Below are 20,026 nucleotides of genomic sequence, written 5' to 3'. Positions count from 1 at the left end.
ATGCGCACACTCGCCGTCCTGGCCGTCACCGCCCTGACGCTGTCCGGCGCCCCGGCCGCCGCGGCCACCACCGCCTGGCCGGGCAGCTCCGCGGTGCACGACGCGGACGCCAAGGACACGTTCGGCGAGAACCTGAGCGGCCTCTCGTTCGAGAGCCCGGCGGTGCTGTGGGCGGTGCGCAACGGCCCCGGCACGCTCTACCGCCTGGTCCCCGACGGCGCGAACTGGACGCCCGACGGGAAAGGCCGGGCGCTGCACTACGCCGACGGCGGCGGCGACCCCGACGCCGAGGGCGTCGTCAGGACCGGAGACGGCGTCTTCGCGGCGACTGAGCGCGACAACGACGACAAGGACCGCAGCCTCCAGCAGATCCTCCGCTACGACCCGTCGTCGGACTCCCCCAACGCGACCGGCACGTGGAACCTCACGACCGACCTGCCGGATTCCGAGGCCAACAAAGGCATCGAGGCGATCTCCTGGATCCCGGACAGCCACCTCACCGCCCACGGCTTCCGCGACGACCACACGGGAGCCGCCTACACCCCGGCGACCTACCCGAACCACGGCCAGGGCCTGTACCTGGTGGGCCTCGAATCGACGGGCGCGATCTACGCGTACGCGCTGGACCTCACGAGCGACCACTACACCCGCGTGGCGACGTTCCCGAGCGGCTTGCCGGCGGTGATGGACCTGGAGTTCGAGCCGCAGACTGGCCACCTGTGGGCGGAGTGCGACAACACCTGCCACGGCCAGTCGACCACGCTCGACATCTCGCCCCAGGGCCAGTTCACCCCGACGGCCACGTACGCCCGCCCGAGCGGAATGCCGGACTACAACAACGAAGGCTTCGCGATCGGGCCGTCGTGCCAGTCGGGCACCAAGCCGGTCCTGTGGTCCGACGACAGCGCGGACAAGGGCCATGCCCTGCGCGGCGGGACCTTGCCCTGCTCGTGAGTCACCGCCGGCGTCATCCGAGGTCACGCTCGGAGTACTCCCCGGGCACCGAGCCGTCCCCGGCGTGCAGCTCTTCCTCCCGCTGCCGCAGCTCGACCCGGCGGATCTTCCCCGAGATCGTCTTCGGCAGTCCGGCGAACTCCAGGCGGCGGATGCGCTTGTAGGGAGCCAAGTTCTCTCGTGCGTACCGCAGGATCGCCGCGGCCGTGCCGGCGTCGGGCTCGTACCCGGCGGCGAGGACGACGTAGGCCTTGGGCACCGCCAGCCGCACGGGGTCGGGCGACGGCACGACCGCGGCCTCGGCGACGGCGTCGTGTTCGAGCAGCACGCTCTCCAGCTCGAACGGCGAGATCCGGTAGTCCGACGCCTTGAACACGTCGTCGGCCCGGCCGACGTAGGTGAGGTAGCCGTCTTCGTCGCGGCTGCCGACGTCACCGGTGTGGTAGAAGCCGTCCCGCAGAACTTCGGCGGTGCGCTCGGGGTCGTCGAGGTAGCCCGCCATCAGCCCGAGCGGCCGCTCGCGCAGGTCGAGGCAGATTTCGCCCTCGTCGCCGACCTCGCCGGTCGCCCGGTCGACCAGCACGACGGGGTAGCCGGGCATCGGCCGGCCCATCGACCCCGGCTTGAGCGGCTGACCGGGCGAATTGGCGATCTGGACCGTCGTCTCCGTCTGGCCGAAGCCGTCGCGGACGGTGACGCCCCAGGCCTTCTCGACCTGCTCGATCACCTCGGGGTTCAGCGGCTCCCCCGCCCCGACGACCTTCCGCGGCGGCGCCTTCAGCGCCGTGAGATCGGCTTGGATGAGCATCCGCCACACCGTCGGCGGCGCGCAGAAGCTCGTCACCCCGCAGCGGTCCATCTGCGCCATCAGGGCGACGGCGTCGAAGCGTTCGTAGTTGTGGACGAAGACCGTCGCGCCCGCGTTCCACGGCGCGAAGACGTTGCTCCACGCGTGTTTCGCCCAGCCCGGCGAGGAGATGTTCAAGTGGACGTCGCCGGGTTCGAGACCGATCCAGTACATAGTGGACAGATGCCCCACCGGGTAGCTGGCGTGGGTGTGCTCGACCAGTTTCGGCAGCGCGGTCGTGCCGGAGGTGAAGTACAGCAGCAAGGTGTCCGACGCCCGGGTCGGCCCGTCGGCGGCGAACTCCGGCTCGCTCCCGTACGCGTCGGCGAAGGGCAGCCAGCCCTCGACCGGCCCACCGACGGCGATGCGGGTGAAATCGCCGGCCGGGAACTTGGCCGCGTCGCGGTCGCGGGCCACGACGTGGCGGACCCGGCCCCGCTCGACGCGGTCGGGCAGGTCCGCCGGCCCGAGCAGCGTGGACGCGGGGATGACGACGGCGCCGAGCTTCATCGCGGCGAGCAGCACCTCCCACAGCTCCACCTGGTTGCCCAGCATGAGCAGCAGCCGGTCCCCGCGGCCCACGCCGCGCGCCCGCAGCCAGTTCGCGACGCGGTTCGAGCGCCCGCGCAGCTCGGCGAAGGTGTACTTCGCCTCGCTGCCGTCCTCTTCGACCAGCCACAGCGCGGGGCGCGCGGCGGAGTCCGGGTCGGTGGCGAGCGCGTCGAACCAGTCCAAGGCCCAGTTGAACTCGGCCAGTTCGGGCCACCGGAACCCCGCCACCGCGGCGTCGTGATCTTCGCGGTGCTCCAGCAGGAACCGGCGCGCGGACCGGAACAGCGCGGCGGAGTCAGTGGTCATCGGGCCTCCTCGTCGAGTGCGAGGCCGTATCATCCGAACCGCGTGACCCGGCTCGCTACCCCCGGTCAGGGGTGGCGCCGGGCGGACTCGACGAGGAGGTCAGGGTGTCCGGGGTGCTCCGACCGGCCGACGACGACCTCTACCGCCACGCCCTGCGCGGGATCCGCCGGCACACCGGGGTGCCACTCGCCTTCGCCGGCCAGGTGACCGACCGCCGGCTGGTGCTGTCCCACTTCCTGGGCTCGCGCTCGGCGGGCCTGCGCGGCCTGCACGTCGAACCGGGCAAGGGCGTCGGCGGCGCGGTGCTCGACCGGGTGCGCCCGCACGGGGTCGCCGACTACCGGGCCGCCCGGACGATCACCCACGACTACGACGACCCCGTGCTGGCCGAGGGCATCCACGCCACGATCGCCGTCCCGGTGGCGACGCACGGCCGCGTGCACGGCGTCCTGTACGCGGCGGTCCGGTCCGGCCTGCCGCTCGGCGACCGCGCGAACGACGTCCTGCTCCGCATCGCCGGCCGGATGGCGCGCGAGCTGGCGGTCCGCGACGAGGTCGACCGCCGTCTCGAGCTGCTCGGCACGGCCGATTCGGGCGCCGCGGACCAGCTCCGCGAGCTGCGGGCCGAGCTGGCCGAAATCGCGGCCGGCACCCCGGCCGGCCCGCTCCGCGACCGCCTGCTCCGGGCGTGCGGCCGGTTCACGCCGGCCGAACCGGCGGAGAGCACGCTGTCTCGGCGCGAACTCGACGTCCTCGAGCAGGTGGCGCTCGGCTGCACGAACGCGGAGGCCGCCGAGCGGCTCGCGCTCAAGGCCGAGACCGTCAAGGCCTACCTGCGGAGCTCGATGGCCAAGCTCGGCGTGCACAACCGTCACCAAGCCGTCCTCGCCGCGCGCCGGCTCGGCATCCTCCGCTGAACCGTCGCGATCCGGCCACCTGCTGTTCGCATCGGCTCAAGCAGACGGGAATAGCGTCCGGGTGCTGAAGAATTCTCCCCGGAAACCCGAATGAGGAAAACCATGCCCGAAAACCAGGCAGGCCCGACCCGAAGGTCCTTCCTGCGCAACGCGGGGCTCGCCGGCGTCGGCGCGACGGCACTGGGCGCGCTCGGCGTCCCGCCCGCCGAAGCCGACCCCGCGGACACAGCGAACCGAGGCGGCGGCCGGTGGAAGCCGGACGGCGAGAGCCGCCAGTTCACCGTCGCCGTCATGCCGGACACCCAGTACCTCTACTGGGGCAGCCAGAACAGCCTCAACCCGGAGCCGCAGGAAGCGTCGCTGCGGTACGTGATCGAGAACAGCGGAAAACCGGACCACAACATCGTCTTCCTGGCCCACCTCGGCGACCTGACGCAGGACGCCGACGTCACGTCGTTCCAAGCTGTCGACAAGACGTTCAAGATCGCCGACTCGGCCGGCGTCGCCTACAGCGTGCTCGCCGGCAACCACGACGTGTCCGGTGACGACACCCGCGGCACCACGCCGTACCTGCAGACGATGGGCCCGCAGCGGTTCCGCCGGCAGAAGTCCTTCCTCGGCTCCGACGCCAGCGGCTACAACACCGCGCACGTCTTCCGCGCCGCCGGGCGGGAGTGGCTGCTGCTGGCCATGGACTGGCGCACCTCGGCCGCCGGCTTCGCCTTTGCCAACGATGTCATCAAGCGGCACCCGCACCTGCCGGTGATCCTGACCTGCCACGAGATCGTCGGGCCGACCTACGGCGACGAGGTCTACCCGTACGAGTCCGGCGACCCCGAGAACAACGCCGACTTCAGCGGCTACGGCCAGACCGTGTGGGACTCGCTGATCAAGGACAACGACCAGATCTTCCTCACGCTCAACGGCCACTACTGGCCGTCGGGCCGCGTGACGAAGAAGAACACCGCCGGCCACGACGTCCACCTGCACATCACGAACTACCAGAACCGCTACATGAGCGGCGGCGGCATGCTGCGGCTGTACCACTTCGACCTGGACCGGAACACGATCGACGTCGAGACGGTCTCGCCGTGGATCCTCGAGAAGGACCCGGCCAAGCGCAACCGCATGGAGGTCCTGGAGGCGCGCCTCACCACGGCGGTCGACCGCTTCTCGATCCCGTTCGACTTCGAGCAGCGCTTCGCGGGCTTCATCCCGGTGCCGGTCCGCCCGGCGCGTCCGGCCGGCCAGGTCCTCGTGCCGGGCACGCTCGCGTACTGGCGTTTTGACAACGTTGACAGCGCCGTCCGGCAGGTGCGCGACCTGTCGGGCCACGGCAACGACCTGACGCTGCAGCCGGTCGCCGGAACGACCCCGGACGCCCTGACCCGGACCGACGACCACCACCCCGACCAACCGGGTCACGCGAGCCTGCGGTTCATGGGCGGCAAGAGCCCCCTGCACGGCGCGTATCTGACGACGGGCCCGCGGGCCCCGCTGAACACGGAGACGTTCGAGCACGGCTACACGATCGAGACCTTCGTGAAGATCCCCCGCGACTGGGACGGCGGGATCAACGGCAACATGCCGGTCCTGGTCCGCCGCGGCGCGTCGGGCGCCGCGGGCAAGCACGGCAAGAACACCGACCCGAAGGAGCCGGTGGCCCAGCTGATGACCACGAACAACGGCCGCGAGGTCCAGTTCAACTGCTACCCACTGAGCCAGACGTACCCGACGACCAACTGGAGCCACGGCCTGGCGGAAGAGCAGTGGTGGCACCTAGCGGTGGTGAACGACGGCCACCACACGAAGGTCTACGTGGAGAGCGCCCCCGTGGCGGACAACCCGTTCACGGACTCGGTGGGCATCGCGTCGTTGGGCCTGCCCTGGCTGCTGGGCGGCCACGAGTACGGCGGAGCCCTGGACAACGTATTCCACGGCTGGATCGGCGACGTCCGGATCGTCAACCGAGCGCTGCGGCTGGACGAGTTCATGACCAAGTGACCGGCGGGCAGCGGGTGACGTGGTCGACCACCCGCTGCCACCGGCCCTGCCGACGAACCTCGACGTCCAGGTGCCGGCTCTGGCGGCGACCACAGCGATCAAGCCGTCCGTTCCCGTCCTGCGAGAGACCACCGCCCGGCGGGCGGCCGTGTACCTGACGCTGGCCATGGTCTCGCTGATCAACTTCATCTCCTACGCCTCGCTGGACGTGCGGGCGCACGAGAAAGCCTGGGGCGACGCGCTCAACTACTACGCCATGTCCGAGCACACCGGAGCTCAGGTCGACAACCCGTTCGCGCTTCGGATGCTCAGCCCGTGGCTGGTGCACTTGGCCGGCAAGGTGACGGGGCTCCCGCTCGACGTGCTGTGGCTTGGGTACACCGACGTCGTCACGCTCGCGTGCGCCGTGGTGTTCTTCCTCGCGACGCCGGCGTACGTCGGTTTCCGCCTGTGGGCCCAGAACTTGATCGGCAGCAGTTACGGCTTCGGCAGCGGACAGGGCAACAAAGGCCCCGCCTCGAACATCGTCTACGCGCTGTCGTCGAACAAACACAGCGAGCACGCCGCCCTCTTCGACACGTTCCACTCCTTCTGGATCATCTTCGGCTACGGCCTATACGAGCAGTACCGGCCGACAGGTCGACGACGCCGTCCGCGCGCCTCGCCCTGGCCCGGGCCCGGTTCGTGCTCGTCGTCGGGGCCGCCACGACGCGCTCGATGACCACCGCAGCGTCGCCGCCGAGGTCGTCCAATTCCTGGCATGGCTGCGCGCCGGGACGAGCGCCCCGGCGCCGGTCCGGGGATGATGGCGGGTATGCGCATCTCGGCCAGGGCGGACTACGCGATCAGGGTGCCGCTGGAGCTCGCCGCGGACACCTCGCGGCCGATCACCTGCGCGGCCGTCGCCTCCGCCCAGGACATCCCGGCCCGGTTCATCAAGGCGGTCATGAGTGACCTGCGCCAGGCCGGGCTGGTCACCGTGCGGGACGTCGTCGTGGTGGTCGACGGCGAGTTCCTCTCCGTCCGCGGCGAGCCGCGCCCGGCGCCGGCCTACCACGGCACGGCCGCCGGGCTCACGCCGCGGCTTCGAAGCCAGGCTCGACGCACTTCTGCGCGCGACCACGCTCGCCAACTTGCTTGAAAGTGCGGCGCCCGCCCCGCGTCGCGACCTGAAAGGATCTTCGATGACCGACCTGTGGCACCAGCCGCTGCGCCACATCCGCGGCGCGGACCTGACCGGCGACACGAACCAGACGACGGGGATGACCCGGCTGGAGGCGATCTCCGGCAAGACCGTCGGGTCGTCGAAGGTGTGGATGGGCGAGACGCACGTCGCGCCGGTGACCAACTCCGGCGACCACCACCACGGCGAGGCCGAGACGGCGATCTACGTCAAGTCCGGCCACCCCGTGTTCGTCTTCGCCGACGGCGACGAGGAAATCCGCATCGAAACCGGGCCCGGGGACTACATCTTCGTGCCGCCGTACGTGCCCCACCGCGAGGAGAACCCGACCGACGAAGAGGCGGTCGTGATCATCGCGCGCAGCAGCCAGGAGGGCATCGTGGTCAACCTCCCGAGTCTCTGGTCCCCGGTCGACGTGCCCGAGGACTGAGGCGGCCGCACCGAGCACGTAGGCACGACCCTGCACGAGCACCCGCACCGCGCCTAGCGCAGCTGCCGCCAGGCTTCGCGGCGGCGGTGCTGGGCCTCGGGGTCGGCGACCGGCGCCGCCGAAAGCAGGCGCTGGGTGTAGGGGTGCGCCGGTGCGGTCAGCACCTCCTTCGCCGGCCCCTGCTCGACGACCTGGCCGCGGTGCATCACCGCGACCCGGCCGGCCAGCTGCTCGATCACCGCGAGGTCGTGGCTGATGAACAGGCACGCGAACCCGAACTCGCGCTGCAGCTCGCGCAGCAGGTCGAGGATCCGGGCCTGGATCGTGACGTCGAGGGCGCTGGTCGGCTCGTCGGCGACGAGCAGGTCGGGCCGCAACGCCAGCGCCCGGGCGATGCAGGCCCGCTGGCGCTGGCCGCCCGAGAGCTCGTGCGGGTACCGGGCGGCCAGCGAAGGCGACAGCTGCACCGCGTCGAGCAGCTCCGCGACCCGACCGTCCACTTCGGACGGCCGGACGGCCCGGTGCAGCCGCAGCGGTGTCGCGACGCTCTCGCCCACCGTCGTGCGCGGGTTGAGCGACGACAGCGGGTCCTGGAACACGACACCGATGCGCCGCCGGAGCGCCTTCGCTCCCCGCCCGCGCACCCGCGTGATGTCGGTGCCCCCGATGCGGACCGCGCCGGTGGTCGGGGCGAGCAGGCCGGTGACCGCCCGGGCCACCGTGCTCTTGCCCGACCCGGATTCCCCGACCAGGCCGAGGATCTCGCCCGGCTCGACCGACAGGTGCACGCCGTTCGCGGCGTGGACGGCGTGCGCCCGGAACCGGCCGCGGTAGGTGACCGAGAGGTTCTCGACCCGCAGCAGCGCCGCGTCGGCCGGGACGGGCTCGGCCGCGGGGTGCTCCCCCGCCACCACGTGCCCCGGGGACACTTCGGCCTCGGCCGTGATCGCCCGCTCGAGCCCGGTCGTGGCGGCCGCGCCCAGCGAGACCACGGAACCGAGCAGCTGCCGCGTGTACTCCTGCGCCGGCGCGGTGAACACGGACCGGACGTCGCCCTGTTCGACGACGCGGCCGTCGTGCATCACCACCACCCGGTCGGCGAGGTCGGCGACCACGCCCATGTCGTGGGTGATCAGCAGGATCGCCGTGCCCAGCCGTTCCCGCAGGTCGCGCAGGAGCTCGAGGATCTCGGCCTGCACGGTGACGTCCAGGGCCGTGGTCGGCTCGTCGGCGATCAGCAGCTTCGGCTCGTTCGCCACCGCCATCGCGATGACGACGCGCTGCAGCTGCCCACCGGACAGCTCGTGCGGGTACGACCGGAACCGCTCGGCCGGTGCGGGCAGCCCGACCAGGCCGAACAGCTCGATCGCGCGGTCCCGGGCCGCGGCGGCGGGCACGCTCCGATGGGTGCGGATCGCCTCGACGAGCTGGTCGCCGACGGTGAACACCGGGTTCAACGCGCTCATCGGCTCCTGGAACACCATGCCGACCTCGCCGCCGCGCACCGCGCGCAGCTCGGCCGGGGTCATCGCGTAGAGGTCCCGCCCGGCCAGCTCCGCTCGGCCCGTCACGCGGGCCGTGGGCGGGAGCAGGCCGAGCAGGGACATCGCGGTGACCGTCTTGCCCGAGCCGGACTCCCCGACCACCGCGACGACTTCGCCCGCGTGGACCTCGTAGCCGACCCCGCGGACGGCTTCGACGTCCCCGAACGAGATCGCGACGTCGTGCAGCCGCAGGAGCCCGGCTCCGCTCACTGGAGGATCCCGAACTTGCGGTAGTCGACGTAGGCCGGGAACCGTCCGATCTGGACGCCGCCGACCTGCGACCCGTGCAGGAACGAGTTGCGGGTGTAGATCAGCGGTACGACCGGCGAGTCGGCGAGGATCTTCTTGTCCAGCGCCGCCCACTTCTTGCCGGCGTCGGCCGGGTCCACAGTGGCCTGTGCCTCGCCGATGAGCTTGTCGACCTCGGGGTTGTCGTAGCGGGACTCGTTGTACCCGCCGTTGCCGATCTCGGTCGACTGGAACAGCGGCTGGATGTTCGCGTTGGCCGACGGGATGTCCGGCTGCCACGAGGTGAGCGTCAGGTCGTAGTCGGACAGGCCCTTGGTGTCCACTTCGGACGTGTAGGTGTCCTCGTCGAGCGGCTTGATCGTGACCTTGATGTTCGCCCGCGCGAGCGACGCCTGGATCGCCGCGGCCTTCTCCGGGTAGCCGTTTTCGTTGTGCGTGGCCAGGACCAGCCCGTCGAGCCCGTTCGGGAACCCGGCCTCGGCGAGCAGCTGCTTGGCCTTCGCCGGATCGCCGGACGGCGGTGCCGGGTACAGGTCGTACTGCTCGCGGCCCTGCAGGCCCGGCGTGATGAGCGTGGTGGCGACGTCCCCGGCCAGCTGGGCGCTGCCCGCGCTGGCGACCTGGTAGGCGGCCTTGTCGACGGCGTACTGGAACGCCTGGCGCACCTTGGGGTTGGTGAGGTTGCCGCGCTGGGTGTTCAGTGAAAGGTAGGCCAGTGCCCCGGATTCCGACGTCACCAGCCGCGACTTCGCCGACGCGTTGCCCTGGATCTGCGCCAGCTGGGCGGGCGAGGCGAACGACATGCCGAAGGCGTTGCGGTCCTTGCCGGTGTCGTCGATCAGCCGCTTGGAGATGACGCTGGTGTCCTGGCCGAGCTCGAAGTCGATGGTGTCCGCGTACGCCTTGCGCGTGGTGTCCTCGTCGCGGTTCCAGTTCGGGTTGCGCACCAGCTTCGCCGACTTGCCGCGCTCGTAGCTCTGCAGCTGGTACGGGCCGGACGCGACCGGGTGGTCACCGTAGTTCGCGTCGGCGCCCTTGCCCTTGGGCACCGGCGAGAACGCCGGCGTGCTGGCGACCCAGTTGAAGTCGCCGTAGGCGCGGGCGAGGTGGAACACGATGGTCTTCGGGTCCGGCGTCTGGATGGTGTCGAGTTCCTTGCCGTCGAACGGGCCCTTGTACGCCAGGCCCGGCGAGAGCAGGTCCTTGTGGTAGGCCAGGCCGCCGGAGAACGCGGGCGCGAACGAACGCTCGAGGCCCCACTTGACGTCCGCCGAGGTGATGGCGGTGCCGTCGGCGTACTTCAGGCCGTCCTTGAGGGTGAACGTCCACGTCTTGCCGCCGTCGGTGGCCTTCCCGGTGTCGGTGGCCAGGTCCGGCACGATCGTGGTGTCCTTGCCCGGCGCGACGTCCCACGACGTCAGCCGCCGGTGGATCAGCCCGAGCGTCGTGACGACGAGGTTCGAGCTCTTCGCCGGGTCCCAGGTGATCGACGGCGCGTCGTCGAGCAGGACGAGGTTCCCGCCCGGCTTGACGGTGCCGCCCTGCCCGGTGGGTGCGTCGTTGGCGCCGCACGCCGTCAGCAGCGTGAGGGCGGCCAGCACCCCCGCGGCGAACCGCAGCTTCTTCATCGTTTCCCCTTCAGACGAGGCGAGCCCGCGGATCGAGCGCGCCGTAGCAGAGATCGACCAGGAAGTTCAGGACGGTGACCAGCAGGGCCGAGAACAGCGTCACGCCCAGCAGGACCGGCAGGTTGAGCGAGGCGATGGCGTCGACGAGCAGCCGTCCGACGCCGGCCATGCCGAAGATCCGCTCGGTGATCACGGTTCCGGCCAGCAGTGCGCCGAGGTCCACGCCGAACACCGTGATGACCGGCAGCAGGACGTTGCGCAGCGCGTGCCGGCCCACGACCTTCCGCTCGGTGAGCCCTTTCGCCCGCGCGGTGCGGATGTAGTCCTCGCCGAGGGTTTCGAGCATCTGGCCGCGGGTGAGCCGCGCGTAGATCGCGGCGTGCAGGAACGCCAGCACGCACCACGGCAGCACGAGGTGCCACGCCCACTGGGCCGGGTTTTCGGTCAGCGGCACGTACCCGTTCTTCGGGACGACGTCGAGCGCGAACGCGAAGATCGTGATGCCGATCATCCCGGCGAGGTAGGCGGGCATGGACACCCCGGTCATCGCGGCGGCCATGGTGATCCGGTCCACGGCGGTTCCGCGCCGCAGGGCCGAAAGCACGCCGAGACCGACCCCGAGGACGATCCAGATCGCCGCCGCGCCGAGGGCGACCGAGAAGCTGACCTCGATCCGGCCGCCGATCTCGCTCAGCACGTCGACGTTGTTCTGGAAGTCCCAGCCGAAGCAGGGCGCGGTGCAGTGGACGGCCGCGGCGCCGGTGCCGAACGTGCGGCCGCCGAAGATGCCGCCGAGGAAGTCGAGGAACTGGTGGTACCACGGGACGTCGTAGCCCATGAACTCCCGCGCCAGCTGCAGGCCCTCGGGCGAGCACGGGCGGCCGCAGGCCATCCGTGCCGGGTCGGCGGGCAGGACGTAGAACACCACGAACGTCACGAAGGCGACGACGAACAGGACGAGCAGCATCCCGGCGAACCGGGTGACCACGAACCGGGCGGTGCGCATCAGGCAGCACCGCCGGAGCGCGGGTCGAGCGCGTCGCGGACGGCGTCGCCGACGACGTTGAACGCCAGCGTGATGAGGAACAGCATCGCCCCGGGGAAGACGAGGTACATCGGGTCCGTTTCGAAGAAGTCGATGGCCGCGCTGATCGTGCGGCCCCAGCTGGGCGTCGGCGGCAGGACGCCGACGCCGAGGAACGACAGCGCGGCCTCGTTGCCGATCATCGACGGGATGGTCAGGCTGGCGACGACGATGATCGGCGCCCAGAGGTTCGGCAGCAGCTCCTTGGTGAACACGTGCCACGGCCCGCCGCCGACGACCCGGGCCGCGGCGACGAAGTCGCGCTTCGCGAGTGTCAGGGTCTGGGCCCGCACGATGCGTGCGATGCGGGGCCAGCCGAAGAGCCCGAGCACGACGACCAGCGTGATCTGGCGGGGGAAGTCGACCGGCAGGACCGCGCCCAGGGCGATCATGAAGATCAGGTAGGGGAAGCCGAGGATGACGTCGGCGGTCCAGGTGACCAGCCGGTCCCACCAGCCGCCGAGGTAGCCGGCGCTGACCCCGATCACGACGCCGAGCACCGTGCCCAGCGCGGTGGCGCCCAGCCCGACGAGCAGGGACGTGCGGGCGCCGTGGGCGACGAGCGCGAAGAGGTCGACCCCGGTCAGCGGTTCCACCCCGAACCAGTGGGCACCGCTGACGCCGCCGAGCGCGCCGGCGGGCAGCCCGGTCGGGCCGAGGGTGGCGATGTCCGGGGCGAGGCCCTGCCCTTCGGCCAGGACGAACAGGTCGGCGCCGGCGGCGAGCAGCAGGATGACGACGATCAGCACCGCGCAGACCGGCGTCCACCGCCCGGTCCGGACGGCACGCCACACGGCGGCGGGCAGCGAGCGCGCCGCGAGTGGCGGGAGCGAGGGGGTGGACACAGCACCTCAAGGGTTCAGCCGTTCGAGTGACGACCGGACCCTATGAAGTTTTTCGGTGATCGATCCACCGTCTCATCATGTGGACGGCAACTCACGTCCATCGCGCCCGAATTCGCCGCAAGCGCGGCGATTGGCGGGGTTTTGTCAGAGCCGTTTCCAGGCTGTGGACGCCGAAGTGGTTCAGGCTGCACGGCCGGCGAGTCCGAAGTCTCATCGTGAGCCACGTTCTTGCCGCACGTCCCCGGCACCGGTCGCACGGCCCGCGAGGTGGTCCAGCAAGCCGTGCGCCGCGGCCAGGGTTTCCGGCAGCCGGTGCAGCCGGACGTCTGCGTGGGCGGTGGCCAGCTGCGGGTCACGGGAGAACCGATCCGCGATCCGGCGGCGTGCGTGCCGGATGCGACGGCTCGTACCGGCGTCCCGCTCGGCGAGCACCACCGCGGCGGACCGGCCCAACGCGGCTGTGGTTTCCCCGCCGTCGAAGACGCCGCGCAGCACGTCGGCAACCAGGGCCATCGCCATCGGCCGGGACCAGCCGGTCACCTGCGACAGGTCGAGTCCGATCACCAGCAGCACCAATGTCTCCGGCACGCCGCGGTCAGCCCGCGCGGATCGCTGGTACACCTCGCCCATCCTGGTCCGCAGGTACGACTCCGTGGCCAGACCGCTGGACGATTCCGTCGTCGCGTGGCCGCAGGCCCCGCTCGCGACGTCGGCCCAGCCGATCGCGGCGGCGCGGAGCATCGGGAAGGGCGCCGCGTGAGGGTCCGCCGAGACCAGCCCGTCGGAGTCGGACTCGCGGTCCAGGACCGCGTGGAGCGCGGCAACGTCGTAGAGCGTCTCGTCCAGCCCGGCGCCCGTCTGCGCTCGCGATCCGCCAAGCAGGGTCAACGCCGTGGTCAGGTCGCCGTCGAACAGCGCCGCGCCGCACACGGTGTCCACCTCGGGTACCGCCCAGTCGCTCGGATACCGCCACCCGCTGGTGATACTCGCTATCCGCCAGCGGTTGCGCAGTCTCAGCACGACTCCCTCGGTCCCGCCGACGTGATCTCGGTCGCCCACTGGATCCGCCCCTCCAGGCCGTCACAGTTCGTGACAACGTGCCTCGTCCACGCGTTGGTGTCGATGGTGGGACCGGACGGGGTGCCGGCCGTGACGCGGTGCGGTCGCCGGGCCCGCCGGATGAGCTAACCCACCCGGGCTATGCGTCTCGAACTGGTGACGGAACCGGGCCGGCTCAACAGCCGGTAGCCGCCTGCGGCTCCGGGCTGTCGGGAAGGCTCGCGGCGGGTTCGGCGTCGAGCGCACCGGTGGCGGGATGCGGCCAGGGCACGCGGATCTCCGCGATGAGGGTGTCGAAAATCGGGGTGGCCGAGCCGGCCGCCGGATCGTTCATCGACGATTCCGTCGGGTCGCGGCCCCGCTCGGCGGGCGGCGCTCGATGCCGGGCCCGGAGACGCCGCCGGTCCGGCGCGCACGCCGCGGGGCACGATCGATCGCGTCCACGGCCGCTCGGCAGGTCACGCAGACGGCGACATGCGCGGCGACCAGTTCGGCACGACGCTCCGGGAGCTCGCCCCTGAGCCACGAGCCGAGGTGAGGTCGCGACTCGGCACAGGACCGCTCCCCCGTCTTGGGCAACTGCTGGGCTTGGAGGTAGGCCTGCCGCAACCCTTCGCGGGCCCGGCTGAGCAGCGCGGCGACCCCGTTGGGCGAGACCCCCAGCACGGGGGCCAGCTCGGCCGTCGTGTGCCCTTCGGCGACGGTGCTCCACAACACCATCCGCCACCGGACCGGCAGGGTGTGGAACGCCGACCTGACCAGCTCATCGGTCGAGCGCCGCAGGACCAGGTCGTCGGCACCGGCGGCGCTCGCGTTCTCCGGGACCACCGCACGGGGCTCGGTCCGGAATCGGTGCCGGCTCCACCGGGCAGCCAGGTTGCGCATCGTCACGACGAGGTACGGACGGAGGTTCTCGCGCGGCCCGCCTCCGGCGCGAAGCACCGCGAGGACGCAGGTGAACGCCTCCGCCACCAGGTCGTCGAGTTCGGCCGGCTGGGCGGCCCAGCCCACGGCGACCCGGCGCAGGGGCCCGGCGTGCCGGCGGAAGAGCAGTTCACCCGCTCGGGCGTCTCCCCGGCGGAACTCGGCGATCAGCCGAGCGTCCGAAGGGCCGCCATCGTCCACCGCATCCGCCATCGCGTTCTCCGATTCACCCGAAACCGGGCACTCTCCGTGATAAGCCGGGACCAAAAGTAACAGATACAGTGACGTAGCCCCTACCTGCTCCCCGGTAGGGTCCCTGCCGTGACGTCCCCTTCAGCGCCCGCGGGCCCCGGCGACGGCCGCGCCGCCCGCTGGGCGGGGCAGCGTGAACGCCGGCGTCGCGAGTTCATCGACGCCGCGCTGCGGGCGATCGCCGAGCACGGCCCCGACGTGTCCACGGGGCACATCGCGGACGCGGCGGGCGTGGCCCGTCCTCAGCTGTACAAACACTTCGACGACGCCGGCGACCTGAAGCGGGCGATCGCCGACCGCGCGACCGAACTCATCACCACCGCGCTGCAGCCGATCTGGGAACCGCACGGGAGCGCCCTTCAGATGATCGCCGTCGCGGTCGACGCGCACACCGGCTGGCTCGCCGAACACGGCAACCTCTACCGCTACCTGACCCGGCATTCCCAGATCGGGCGGACCGAGGGCCAGGACGCCGTCGCCGACGTCAAAACCGTCATCGCCCGCCAGCTGACCCAGGTGTTCGAGTTCTACTTGACCGCGTTCCGGCTGGACGCGCGCATCGCCGATGTCATTTCCTTCGGGGTCGTCGGTCTGGTGGACTCCTGCGCCGCGCAATGGCTCGAAAGCCCGCGGGGCATCACGCGGGCCCAGCTCACCGATCTGCTCACCCGCTGGATCTGGCGCATTCTCGACGACTCGCTCCGCGCCGGCGGGATCGAGCTCGACCCGCACCAGCCGTTGCCGTCCCCGCCCCGGGAGCAGCCGGCCTCCCGGGCGTGACCCTCACCGGCGGGAGCGCTGGGTCAGCCGGCGCGCCAGCGAGGTGGGGACCGGTTCGGTCGAGGTGAGGGAATCGGTGCCGTAGACCGACTCGGCGACCGAGCGCTTGAGGACACGGCATCGACGCAGGACATTCGGTGGGAACCCGCCACCTTCGGGCCGCGCCGGCGGGCCGTCGTCCGTACCCGAAAGGCGCCAGCCCGAGCCGAGGTCGATCAGGCTGCGGTGCTTGGGGGTGTAGTAGCCGCGGGAGACGCTCACGGCCAGACCGTTCGCGCCGCCGGCGGCCGCGAGCAGGTGCATGTGGTACCGGCTGGAAATCCAGGACTGCCCCGGCGCCACGGGCAGGCCGTGCCGCCAGACGTCGCGGAACGGGTGGAACTCGGCACCGTCGAGTTCGGCTTCCAGGAGGGCCGGGACGGTGCGGTCCACCCGCGGGATGCCTTCGACGACCGCCAGCCGCCGCGGATCGACGTCCCAGGCCCGCAGGACGTCCAGCAGCCGGGTGGCCAGCACGTCCGGTGCGGCGGCGCCGATGTCGGACTGCACGCACACCACGAACTCCCGCGGCTCCCGGCCGGGCATCGGTGCGGGCAGCTCGAGAAAGACGTCGTCGCACGTGCACGCACCCCGGTTCAGCAGGTCCGCCGACGGGGCGTCGCGCGCGTCGGCCACATCGAACTCGTCGGACAGCGACCGGAAAAGTCCGGTCACGCCGGGCAGGACCGGCACGAGGCCCTGGCCGGTCATGGCGGTGCGGGCGCCGGACCGCCGGGCGGCGGCGGCAACTCCGGCGACCAGCCCGAGGTGCCGGGGCCACAACGCGTTCAGGTAGCCGCCGCCGATCAGGTGCAGCACGTCGGTCCGGCCGAGCAGCTCGATGCCGGCGTCCCACCTCGGGGCGAGCCCGGGGTCGCCCACGGCCGCCCGCACCCAGTCCACCACGTCCGCCGGCTCGTCCGACGGTGCTTCCGCGCACAGCCGCCACAAGGTGTCCGTGCACCGCAGCCGGGGATGCAGCACGCCGAGCAGCAGCTGGGCGGGCCCGGGGGAATGGGTGTCGAGCCAGACGTCGGCGTCGGGTTCGGTCCTGGCCAGGTGGCGCAGCCACGTCGCGGCGATCAGCTCGTCGCCGAAGTTGGGGTAGCCGCTGGGCCCGACGAGGTAGAGCACGCGGCGCGCGCCGCTCGGCAGCGCCGAGGTGGCCGGCCGGAACCAGCCGACCCCGTTGCCCAACGTCACTGCGTGACGCTGATCTGCGTGTCCAACGCCTGATCGCCCTGCGCCTTTTCGTTGCCGGACGCGTCCTGCGCGACCCGGTCCTTGCCGACGCCGAGCCCTTCGAGGGCCGAGGCGATCGCCTCGGCGCGTTTCTCGGACAGCGTCTTCGCCTTGTCCGCGTCGGGGTAACCCGCGTGGGTGGCGACGCTGATCTTCACCTGGTTTCCCTGCAGCGCCTTGGCGATCTCGCCGAGCGCCTGCGACGCCTGCGCGGTCAGCTCGGCCTTCTCCGGCGTGAACGTGATCGGCGACTGCTGCAGCGCCTGCGCGATCGACGCGGTCACCTGCTGGGCCGCGTCTCCGGCGCCCTGGCCGGGCGAATTCGGCGCGCCGGCGCCCGACGACGAGGCCGTGCCGCCGGACGAGCTGAGGTCCGGGCCGGACGAGGCCGTACTGCCCGTGCCACCTGAGCCGCACGCGGTGACCGAGCACGCCACGATGGCCATTCCCGCCGCCGTTCGGGCAATTGTGCTGCGCATGAAGGTAAACTCCCTTTACTTTCGCTTCGCGTCGGCTGATGCCAGGGATACGAACACGCCGGGACCGCGGCGGCAACCACGAACGGAAGGCACAGCGGCGCAATCGGACGCCACCGATTCTCCGGCGGCGACGCCCCCACCAGGAAAACCTCGCACCCGCAACGGGTCCTGCCCGTGACTCGGCCGGCAACCGGAGATCCACCCACGTGAGGGATCATCGCGGTTCTCGTCCCAGTCGAACGCGAGATGAACAACACCCGGCTACCGCGGAAAAGCGCGACAGCATAGCTTCGACGGCACCGATCACCTACCACCGGCCACACCCTTCACCCTGCCAACGGGTTCAAGTTGCGCACCGACGCCGACCAACTTTGATGGAGCGCGCCAACCACGCCAAAAACTCGAGGAGTTCCCATGGGCATCGACTTCGACGATCTCAAGAACGTCGCCAACGGCGACAACGTCGACCAGGCCGCCGAGTTTGCGAAATCCCGATTCGGCGATCACGCCGACAAGATCGACGAAGTCGCCGACCGGGCAAAGAGCTTTCTCGGCAACGAATCCCGCGACGAGCAACCGAGCGGGCATCGAGACGGCGACAGCACGGCAGACGACGACTCCGGCCGGCCCCACGGCGGCGATTACGGTCGCCACGCCGCCGCCGACAGCATTTCGTCCTCGGAAGAGGAATACGAGACCGACACCGACCGCGGCTACGGCGGTTGAGTCACCGCCGGCGGACTGTTCGGACGCCATACCGCATACGCCGCGTCAGCCGGCTTACCCCCCGGGCGGGGGGTTGTGGCGCGTCGCGCCCAGGACCGACCCGAGAACCATGTCACCCTCGGTCACATGCTTCACGATCCCCGCACCCGGAAAGCGGAACCCTTCAATGAGTTCCAGCGAAACCTCGACGAGCTGATCCGCCAGACAGCCACGGCCCGCCGGCAAGGCCGCAGCCCGAACGACGCCACACTCGACCTCCTGCAGGTGTTGCACCGTCGAGACCACGCCTGGGCAGTGGTCCACCTGGCCTTCGCGGTCGCCGCTCTCGCGCACCACCGAACGTTCGCCGACGCCGCAAGCACTCCCGCCGCGTCGGAACGGATTCAAGCAAAGTACTGACTGCCGGCGCACTGATCGCCTGGCTGCACGTGGGCTCGGAGGTCGAAGAGAGCACTGCGCGATGACAGCACCGACGTCACACGTCCGCGACTGCCACCCTGCCGTCGATTCCGGTGATCGCGAGCGCTCGACGCACGACCGGTGACGGCAGGATGCGCATCGCGATGCCGCGCGAGGCGCACCGCCTGTCAAGCCGAAGAAGCGCGTGGAGGAGCGCGATGCCGCAGAAGGTCACCTCGGCCATATCGACCAGCAGTACATCCCCGGAAGCCCAGGCCGCCTCACCGAAGGCAGCGCCGACCTCGGCTCGATTGCTCCCGTCGAACTCGCCGCTCAGTACCACCTGTCCGGGCTGGACCTCGATCGTCGCCCTCGCCACCGGCGCTGTGCAGTCCATCCACTCGGACGGGCCATTCTCGAGCATGAGAATCCCTCCGGATGAGTCGCTGGCCGTCACCGGACGACATCGATCGTCTGTGGCCTTGGTGCCCAGGCTGGTCAGGGGTGAAACAGCCGTCCGGGACCGGGTGAGCGGCCGGGCTCAGGTCGGGTTCCCGGTGTGCTGCGCGCCCAGCTGTGAACGCAACGTGCTCAGGTCGCAGTACGCCCGCGGCGGCAGCCCGAAGCGGCGGCGGAACTCGTTGGTGAAGTGCGACGCGCTGGGGTAACCGACGGCCCGCGACACCGACACCACGGTGCCGTTGCCGCGCACCAGCAGGTCCCGCGCCGTGGTCAGCCGCATTTCCTTGACGAACTGGTACGGCGACTTCCCGGTGGACTGCCTGAACAGGGCGGTCAGCGCGGAGGGGCTCATCGCCACCTGCTCCGCCATGTCGGTGACGGTCAGCGGCTCGGCCAGGTTCTCCTGGATGAACCTGACGACCCGCGCGACCGGATCGTGGTTCTGTTGCGCCGCGGCGATTTCCAGCAGCCGCTCGTACTGCTCGGCCTGCAGCACGCGGTAGACCATCTCCTGCAGGTACGCCGGCGCCAGGATCCGCCGGTCCGGCCCGGTGGACAGCGCCCGCAGGAACCGGATGACCGAACTCATCAGCTCGGAGTCCAGCGCCGAGACGAACGCCTTCGACGCGTCCGGCGGACTGTCGACGAGCATTTCCGCGCGCCGCTGTTCGAGCATTTCCACCGACACCCGCCGGACCACGGCGGGGTCGATCTGCAGCACGAACGAGAGGAAGGGCTTGGTGACACTGGCCTCGAGGATCTCGGCCTGGAAGTGCAGGTGGCTGTTCAGCACCAGGTAGTTGAACGGGTCGTACCGGTAGGGCTGCCCGTCCACGGTCACGCACTTGCGGCCCTGGCTGACCACGCACAGCGACAGCGACTGGACCTCTTCCCAGCTGGGCGCCGTGGGCTCGTGGAAGCGGTAGATCGTCAGCCCCGGCCACAGGCCGGTGTTGCCACCGATCTCCGGTGCGCGTTCCGCCAGCTCGGAGATCAGGTCGCCAGGCGTCATCCGATCTTCCAGTGGCGGAACGGACCGCACCATGCCTGCCTCCGACGTCACGAACCCGCACCGGATACTCCGGCGACTCTCGGCCGTTTGGCCCTGAAAAGTCTACGCC

21 protein-coding genes are annotated in these 20,026 nt (G+C 70.9%); 9 read left to right on the top strand and 12 right to left on the bottom strand.

All coding sequences use genetic code 11. The annotated features are described in order from the left end of the window. Entirely contained in the window at positions 1-954 is a 954-nt protein-coding gene (locus tag ACWEN0_RS26785) for an SdiA-regulated domain-containing protein (RefSeq protein ID WP_451978970.1), read from the top strand. Positions 955-967: 13 nt separating this feature from the next. Here ACWEN0_RS26785 and ACWEN0_RS26780 read toward each other — a convergent pair whose 3' ends face one another. Next, positions 968-2,659 carry an AMP-binding protein gene (locus ACWEN0_RS26780; protein ID WP_451978967.1) on the bottom strand — a complete coding sequence of 564 codons (1,692 nt, stop codon included), beginning with the start codon at positions 2,657-2,659 and terminating at the stop codon, positions 968-970. Positions 2,660-2,763: 104 nt separating this feature from the next. Here ACWEN0_RS26780 and ACWEN0_RS26775 point away from each other — a divergent pair, with 104 nt between their 5' ends. From ACWEN0_RS26775 to ACWEN0_RS26755, 5 genes are all read left to right on the top strand, one after another. After that, positions 2,764-3,576, top strand: coding sequence for a LuxR C-terminal-related transcriptional regulator (locus ACWEN0_RS26775; protein WP_451978964.1), 813 nt, complete (start codon positions 2,764-2,766; stop codon positions 3,574-3,576). A gap of 102 nt (positions 3,577-3,678) precedes the next feature. Then, positions 3,679-5,580, top strand: coding sequence for a LamG-like jellyroll fold domain-containing protein (locus ACWEN0_RS26770; RefSeq protein WP_451978961.1), 1,902 nt, complete (start codon positions 3,679-3,681; stop codon positions 5,578-5,580). A 19-nt stretch (positions 5,581-5,599) separates the two neighbouring features. Continuing rightward, a complete protein-coding gene (locus ACWEN0_RS26765) occupies positions 5,600-6,301 on the top strand; it encodes a hypothetical protein (RefSeq protein WP_451978958.1) in 702 nt (233 codons plus the stop codon). Positions 6,302-6,340: 39 nt separating this feature from the next. Next, positions 6,341-6,721: an Rrf2 family transcriptional regulator gene (locus tag ACWEN0_RS26760; protein WP_451978955.1), complete on the top strand. Its 381-nt coding sequence runs from the start codon at positions 6,341-6,343 to the stop codon at positions 6,719-6,721. A gap of 43 nt (positions 6,722-6,764) precedes the next feature. Continuing rightward, positions 6,765-7,193, top strand: a complete 429-nt coding sequence (locus ACWEN0_RS26755) for a cupin domain-containing protein (protein WP_451978952.1) — start codon at positions 6,765-6,767, stop codon at positions 7,191-7,193. 53 nt (positions 7,194-7,246) lie between these two features. Here the strand turns inward: ACWEN0_RS26755 and ACWEN0_RS26750 are convergent, their stop codons facing one another. From ACWEN0_RS26750 to ACWEN0_RS26720, 7 genes are all read right to left on the bottom strand, one after another. Next, positions 7,247-8,947, bottom strand: coding sequence for an ABC transporter ATP-binding protein (locus tag ACWEN0_RS26750; RefSeq protein WP_451978949.1), 1,701 nt, complete (start codon positions 8,945-8,947; stop codon positions 7,247-7,249). Then, the gene (locus ACWEN0_RS26745; protein WP_451978946.1) at positions 8,944-10,614 is read right to left on the bottom strand and encodes an ABC transporter substrate-binding protein; all 1,671 of its coding nucleotides are present in this window, start codon (positions 10,612-10,614) and stop codon (positions 8,944-8,946) included. The genes ACWEN0_RS26750 and ACWEN0_RS26745 overlap by 4 nt, the downstream gene beginning before the upstream one ends. A 10-nt stretch (positions 10,615-10,624) precedes the next feature. After that, entirely contained in the window at positions 10,625-11,620 is a 996-nt protein-coding gene (locus tag ACWEN0_RS26740) for an ABC transporter permease (protein WP_451978943.1), read from the bottom strand. Next, the gene (locus ACWEN0_RS26735) at positions 11,620-12,543 is read right to left on the bottom strand and encodes an ABC transporter permease (protein WP_451978940.1); all 924 of its coding nucleotides are present in this window, start codon (positions 12,541-12,543) and stop codon (positions 11,620-11,622) included. The genes ACWEN0_RS26740 and ACWEN0_RS26735 overlap by 1 nt, the downstream gene beginning before the upstream one ends. Before the next feature lie 210 nt (positions 12,544-12,753). Continuing rightward, positions 12,754-13,482: a GGDEF domain-containing protein gene (locus tag ACWEN0_RS26730; protein WP_451978937.1), complete on the bottom strand. Its 729-nt coding sequence runs from the start codon at positions 13,480-13,482 to the stop codon at positions 12,754-12,756. Positions 13,483-13,777: 295 nt separating this feature from the next. After that, positions 13,778-13,936, bottom strand: a complete 159-nt coding sequence (locus tag ACWEN0_RS26725; RefSeq protein WP_451978935.1) for a hypothetical protein — start codon at positions 13,934-13,936, stop codon at positions 13,778-13,780. After that, positions 13,933-14,739: a sigma-70 family RNA polymerase sigma factor gene (locus ACWEN0_RS26720; protein ID WP_451978932.1), complete on the bottom strand. Its 807-nt coding sequence runs from the start codon at positions 14,737-14,739 to the stop codon at positions 13,933-13,935. The genes ACWEN0_RS26725 and ACWEN0_RS26720 overlap by 4 nt, the downstream gene beginning before the upstream one ends. 108 nt (positions 14,740-14,847) lie before the next feature. On the opposite strand from ACWEN0_RS26720, the gene ACWEN0_RS26715 reads away from it, so the two are divergent. Further along, positions 14,848-15,558, top strand: a complete 711-nt coding sequence (locus ACWEN0_RS26715; protein ID WP_451978929.1) for a TetR/AcrR family transcriptional regulator — start codon at positions 14,848-14,850, stop codon at positions 15,556-15,558. A gap of 3 nt (positions 15,559-15,561) precedes the next feature. Here ACWEN0_RS26715 and ACWEN0_RS26710 read toward each other — a convergent pair whose 3' ends face one another. Further along, positions 15,562-16,800, bottom strand: coding sequence for a polysaccharide pyruvyl transferase family protein (locus ACWEN0_RS26710; protein WP_451978926.1), 1,239 nt, complete (start codon positions 16,798-16,800; stop codon positions 15,562-15,564). Next, complete coding sequence (locus ACWEN0_RS26705; RefSeq protein ID WP_451978924.1) at positions 16,797-17,318, bottom strand: OmpA family protein; 522 nt, start codon at positions 17,316-17,318, stop codon at positions 16,797-16,799. The genes ACWEN0_RS26710 and ACWEN0_RS26705 overlap by 4 nt, the downstream gene beginning before the upstream one ends. A 414-nt stretch (positions 17,319-17,732) precedes the next feature. Here ACWEN0_RS26705 and ACWEN0_RS26700 point away from each other — a divergent pair, with 414 nt between their 5' ends. Together ACWEN0_RS26700 and ACWEN0_RS26695 are read left to right on the top strand one after the other, a co-directional pair. Further along, a complete protein-coding gene (locus ACWEN0_RS26700; RefSeq protein ID WP_451978921.1) occupies positions 17,733-18,044 on the top strand; it encodes an Rv0909 family putative TA system antitoxin in 312 nt (103 codons plus the stop codon). A 126-nt stretch (positions 18,045-18,170) separates the two neighbouring features. Next, positions 18,171-18,443, top strand: coding sequence for a hypothetical protein (locus tag ACWEN0_RS26695; RefSeq protein ID WP_451978918.1), 273 nt, complete (start codon positions 18,171-18,173; stop codon positions 18,441-18,443). 76 nt (positions 18,444-18,519) lie between these two features. On the opposite strand, the gene ACWEN0_RS26690 is transcribed toward ACWEN0_RS26695, so the two are convergent. Together ACWEN0_RS26690 and ACWEN0_RS26685 are read right to left on the bottom strand one after the other, a co-directional pair. After that, positions 18,520-18,867, bottom strand: coding sequence for an STAS domain-containing protein (locus tag ACWEN0_RS26690; RefSeq protein WP_451978916.1), 348 nt, complete (start codon positions 18,865-18,867; stop codon positions 18,520-18,522). A 117-nt stretch (positions 18,868-18,984) separates the two neighbouring features. After that, on the bottom strand, positions 18,985-19,917 hold the full coding sequence (locus tag ACWEN0_RS26685) for an AraC family transcriptional regulator N-terminal domain-containing protein (RefSeq protein ID WP_451978913.1): 933 nt from the start codon (positions 19,915-19,917) through the stop codon (positions 18,985-18,987). Positions 19,918-20,026: the final 109 nt, after the last annotated feature.

It is taken from the genome of Amycolatopsis sp. NPDC004378, from assembly GCF_053602455.1.
This window is presented reverse-complemented; position numbering and strand designations above follow the sequence as displayed.

Bases quoted from the DNA above. Each gene is read 5' to 3' on its own strand.
- ACWEN0_RS26785 (WP_451978970.1), top strand. From the start codon at position 1: ATGCGCACACTCGCCGTCCTGGCCGTCACCGCCCTGACGCTGTCCGGC.
- ACWEN0_RS26705 (WP_451978924.1), bottom strand. From the start codon at position 17,318: ATGCGCAGCACAATTGCCCGAACGGCGGCGGGAATGGCCATCGTGGCG.
- ACWEN0_RS26755 (WP_451978952.1), top strand. From the start codon at position 6,765: ATGACCGACCTGTGGCACCAGCCGCTGCGCCACATCCGCGGCGCGGAC.
- ACWEN0_RS26760 (WP_451978955.1), top strand. From the start codon at position 6,341: ATGGCTGCGCGCCGGGACGAGCGCCCCGGCGCCGGTCCGGGGATGATG.
- ACWEN0_RS26685 (WP_451978913.1), bottom strand. From the start codon at position 19,917: ATGACGCCTGGCGACCTGATCTCCGAGCTGGCGGAACGCGCACCGGAG.
- ACWEN0_RS26690 (WP_451978916.1), bottom strand. From the start codon at position 18,867: ATGCTCGAGAATGGCCCGTCCGAGTGGATGGACTGCACAGCGCCGGTG.
- ACWEN0_RS26740 (WP_451978943.1), bottom strand. From the start codon at position 11,620: ATGCGCACCGCCCGGTTCGTGGTCACCCGGTTCGCCGGGATGCTGCTC.
- ACWEN0_RS26695 (WP_451978918.1), top strand. From the start codon at position 18,171: ATGCTTCACGATCCCCGCACCCGGAAAGCGGAACCCTTCAATGAGTTC.
- ACWEN0_RS26720 (WP_451978932.1), bottom strand. From the start codon at position 14,739: ATGGCGGATGCGGTGGACGATGGCGGCCCTTCGGACGCTCGGCTGATC.
- ACWEN0_RS26780 (WP_451978967.1), bottom strand. From the start codon at position 2,659: ATGACCACTGACTCCGCCGCGCTGTTCCGGTCCGCGCGCCGGTTCCTG.
- ACWEN0_RS26700 (WP_451978921.1), top strand. From the start codon at position 17,733: ATGGGCATCGACTTCGACGATCTCAAGAACGTCGCCAACGGCGACAAC.
- ACWEN0_RS26745 (WP_451978946.1), bottom strand. From the start codon at position 10,614: ATGAAGAAGCTGCGGTTCGCCGCGGGGGTGCTGGCCGCCCTCACGCTG.
- ACWEN0_RS26770 (WP_451978961.1), top strand. From the start codon at position 3,679: ATGCCCGAAAACCAGGCAGGCCCGACCCGAAGGTCCTTCCTGCGCAAC.
- ACWEN0_RS26725 (WP_451978935.1), bottom strand. From the start codon at position 13,936: ATGAACGATCCGGCGGCCGGCTCGGCCACCCCGATTTTCGACACCCTC.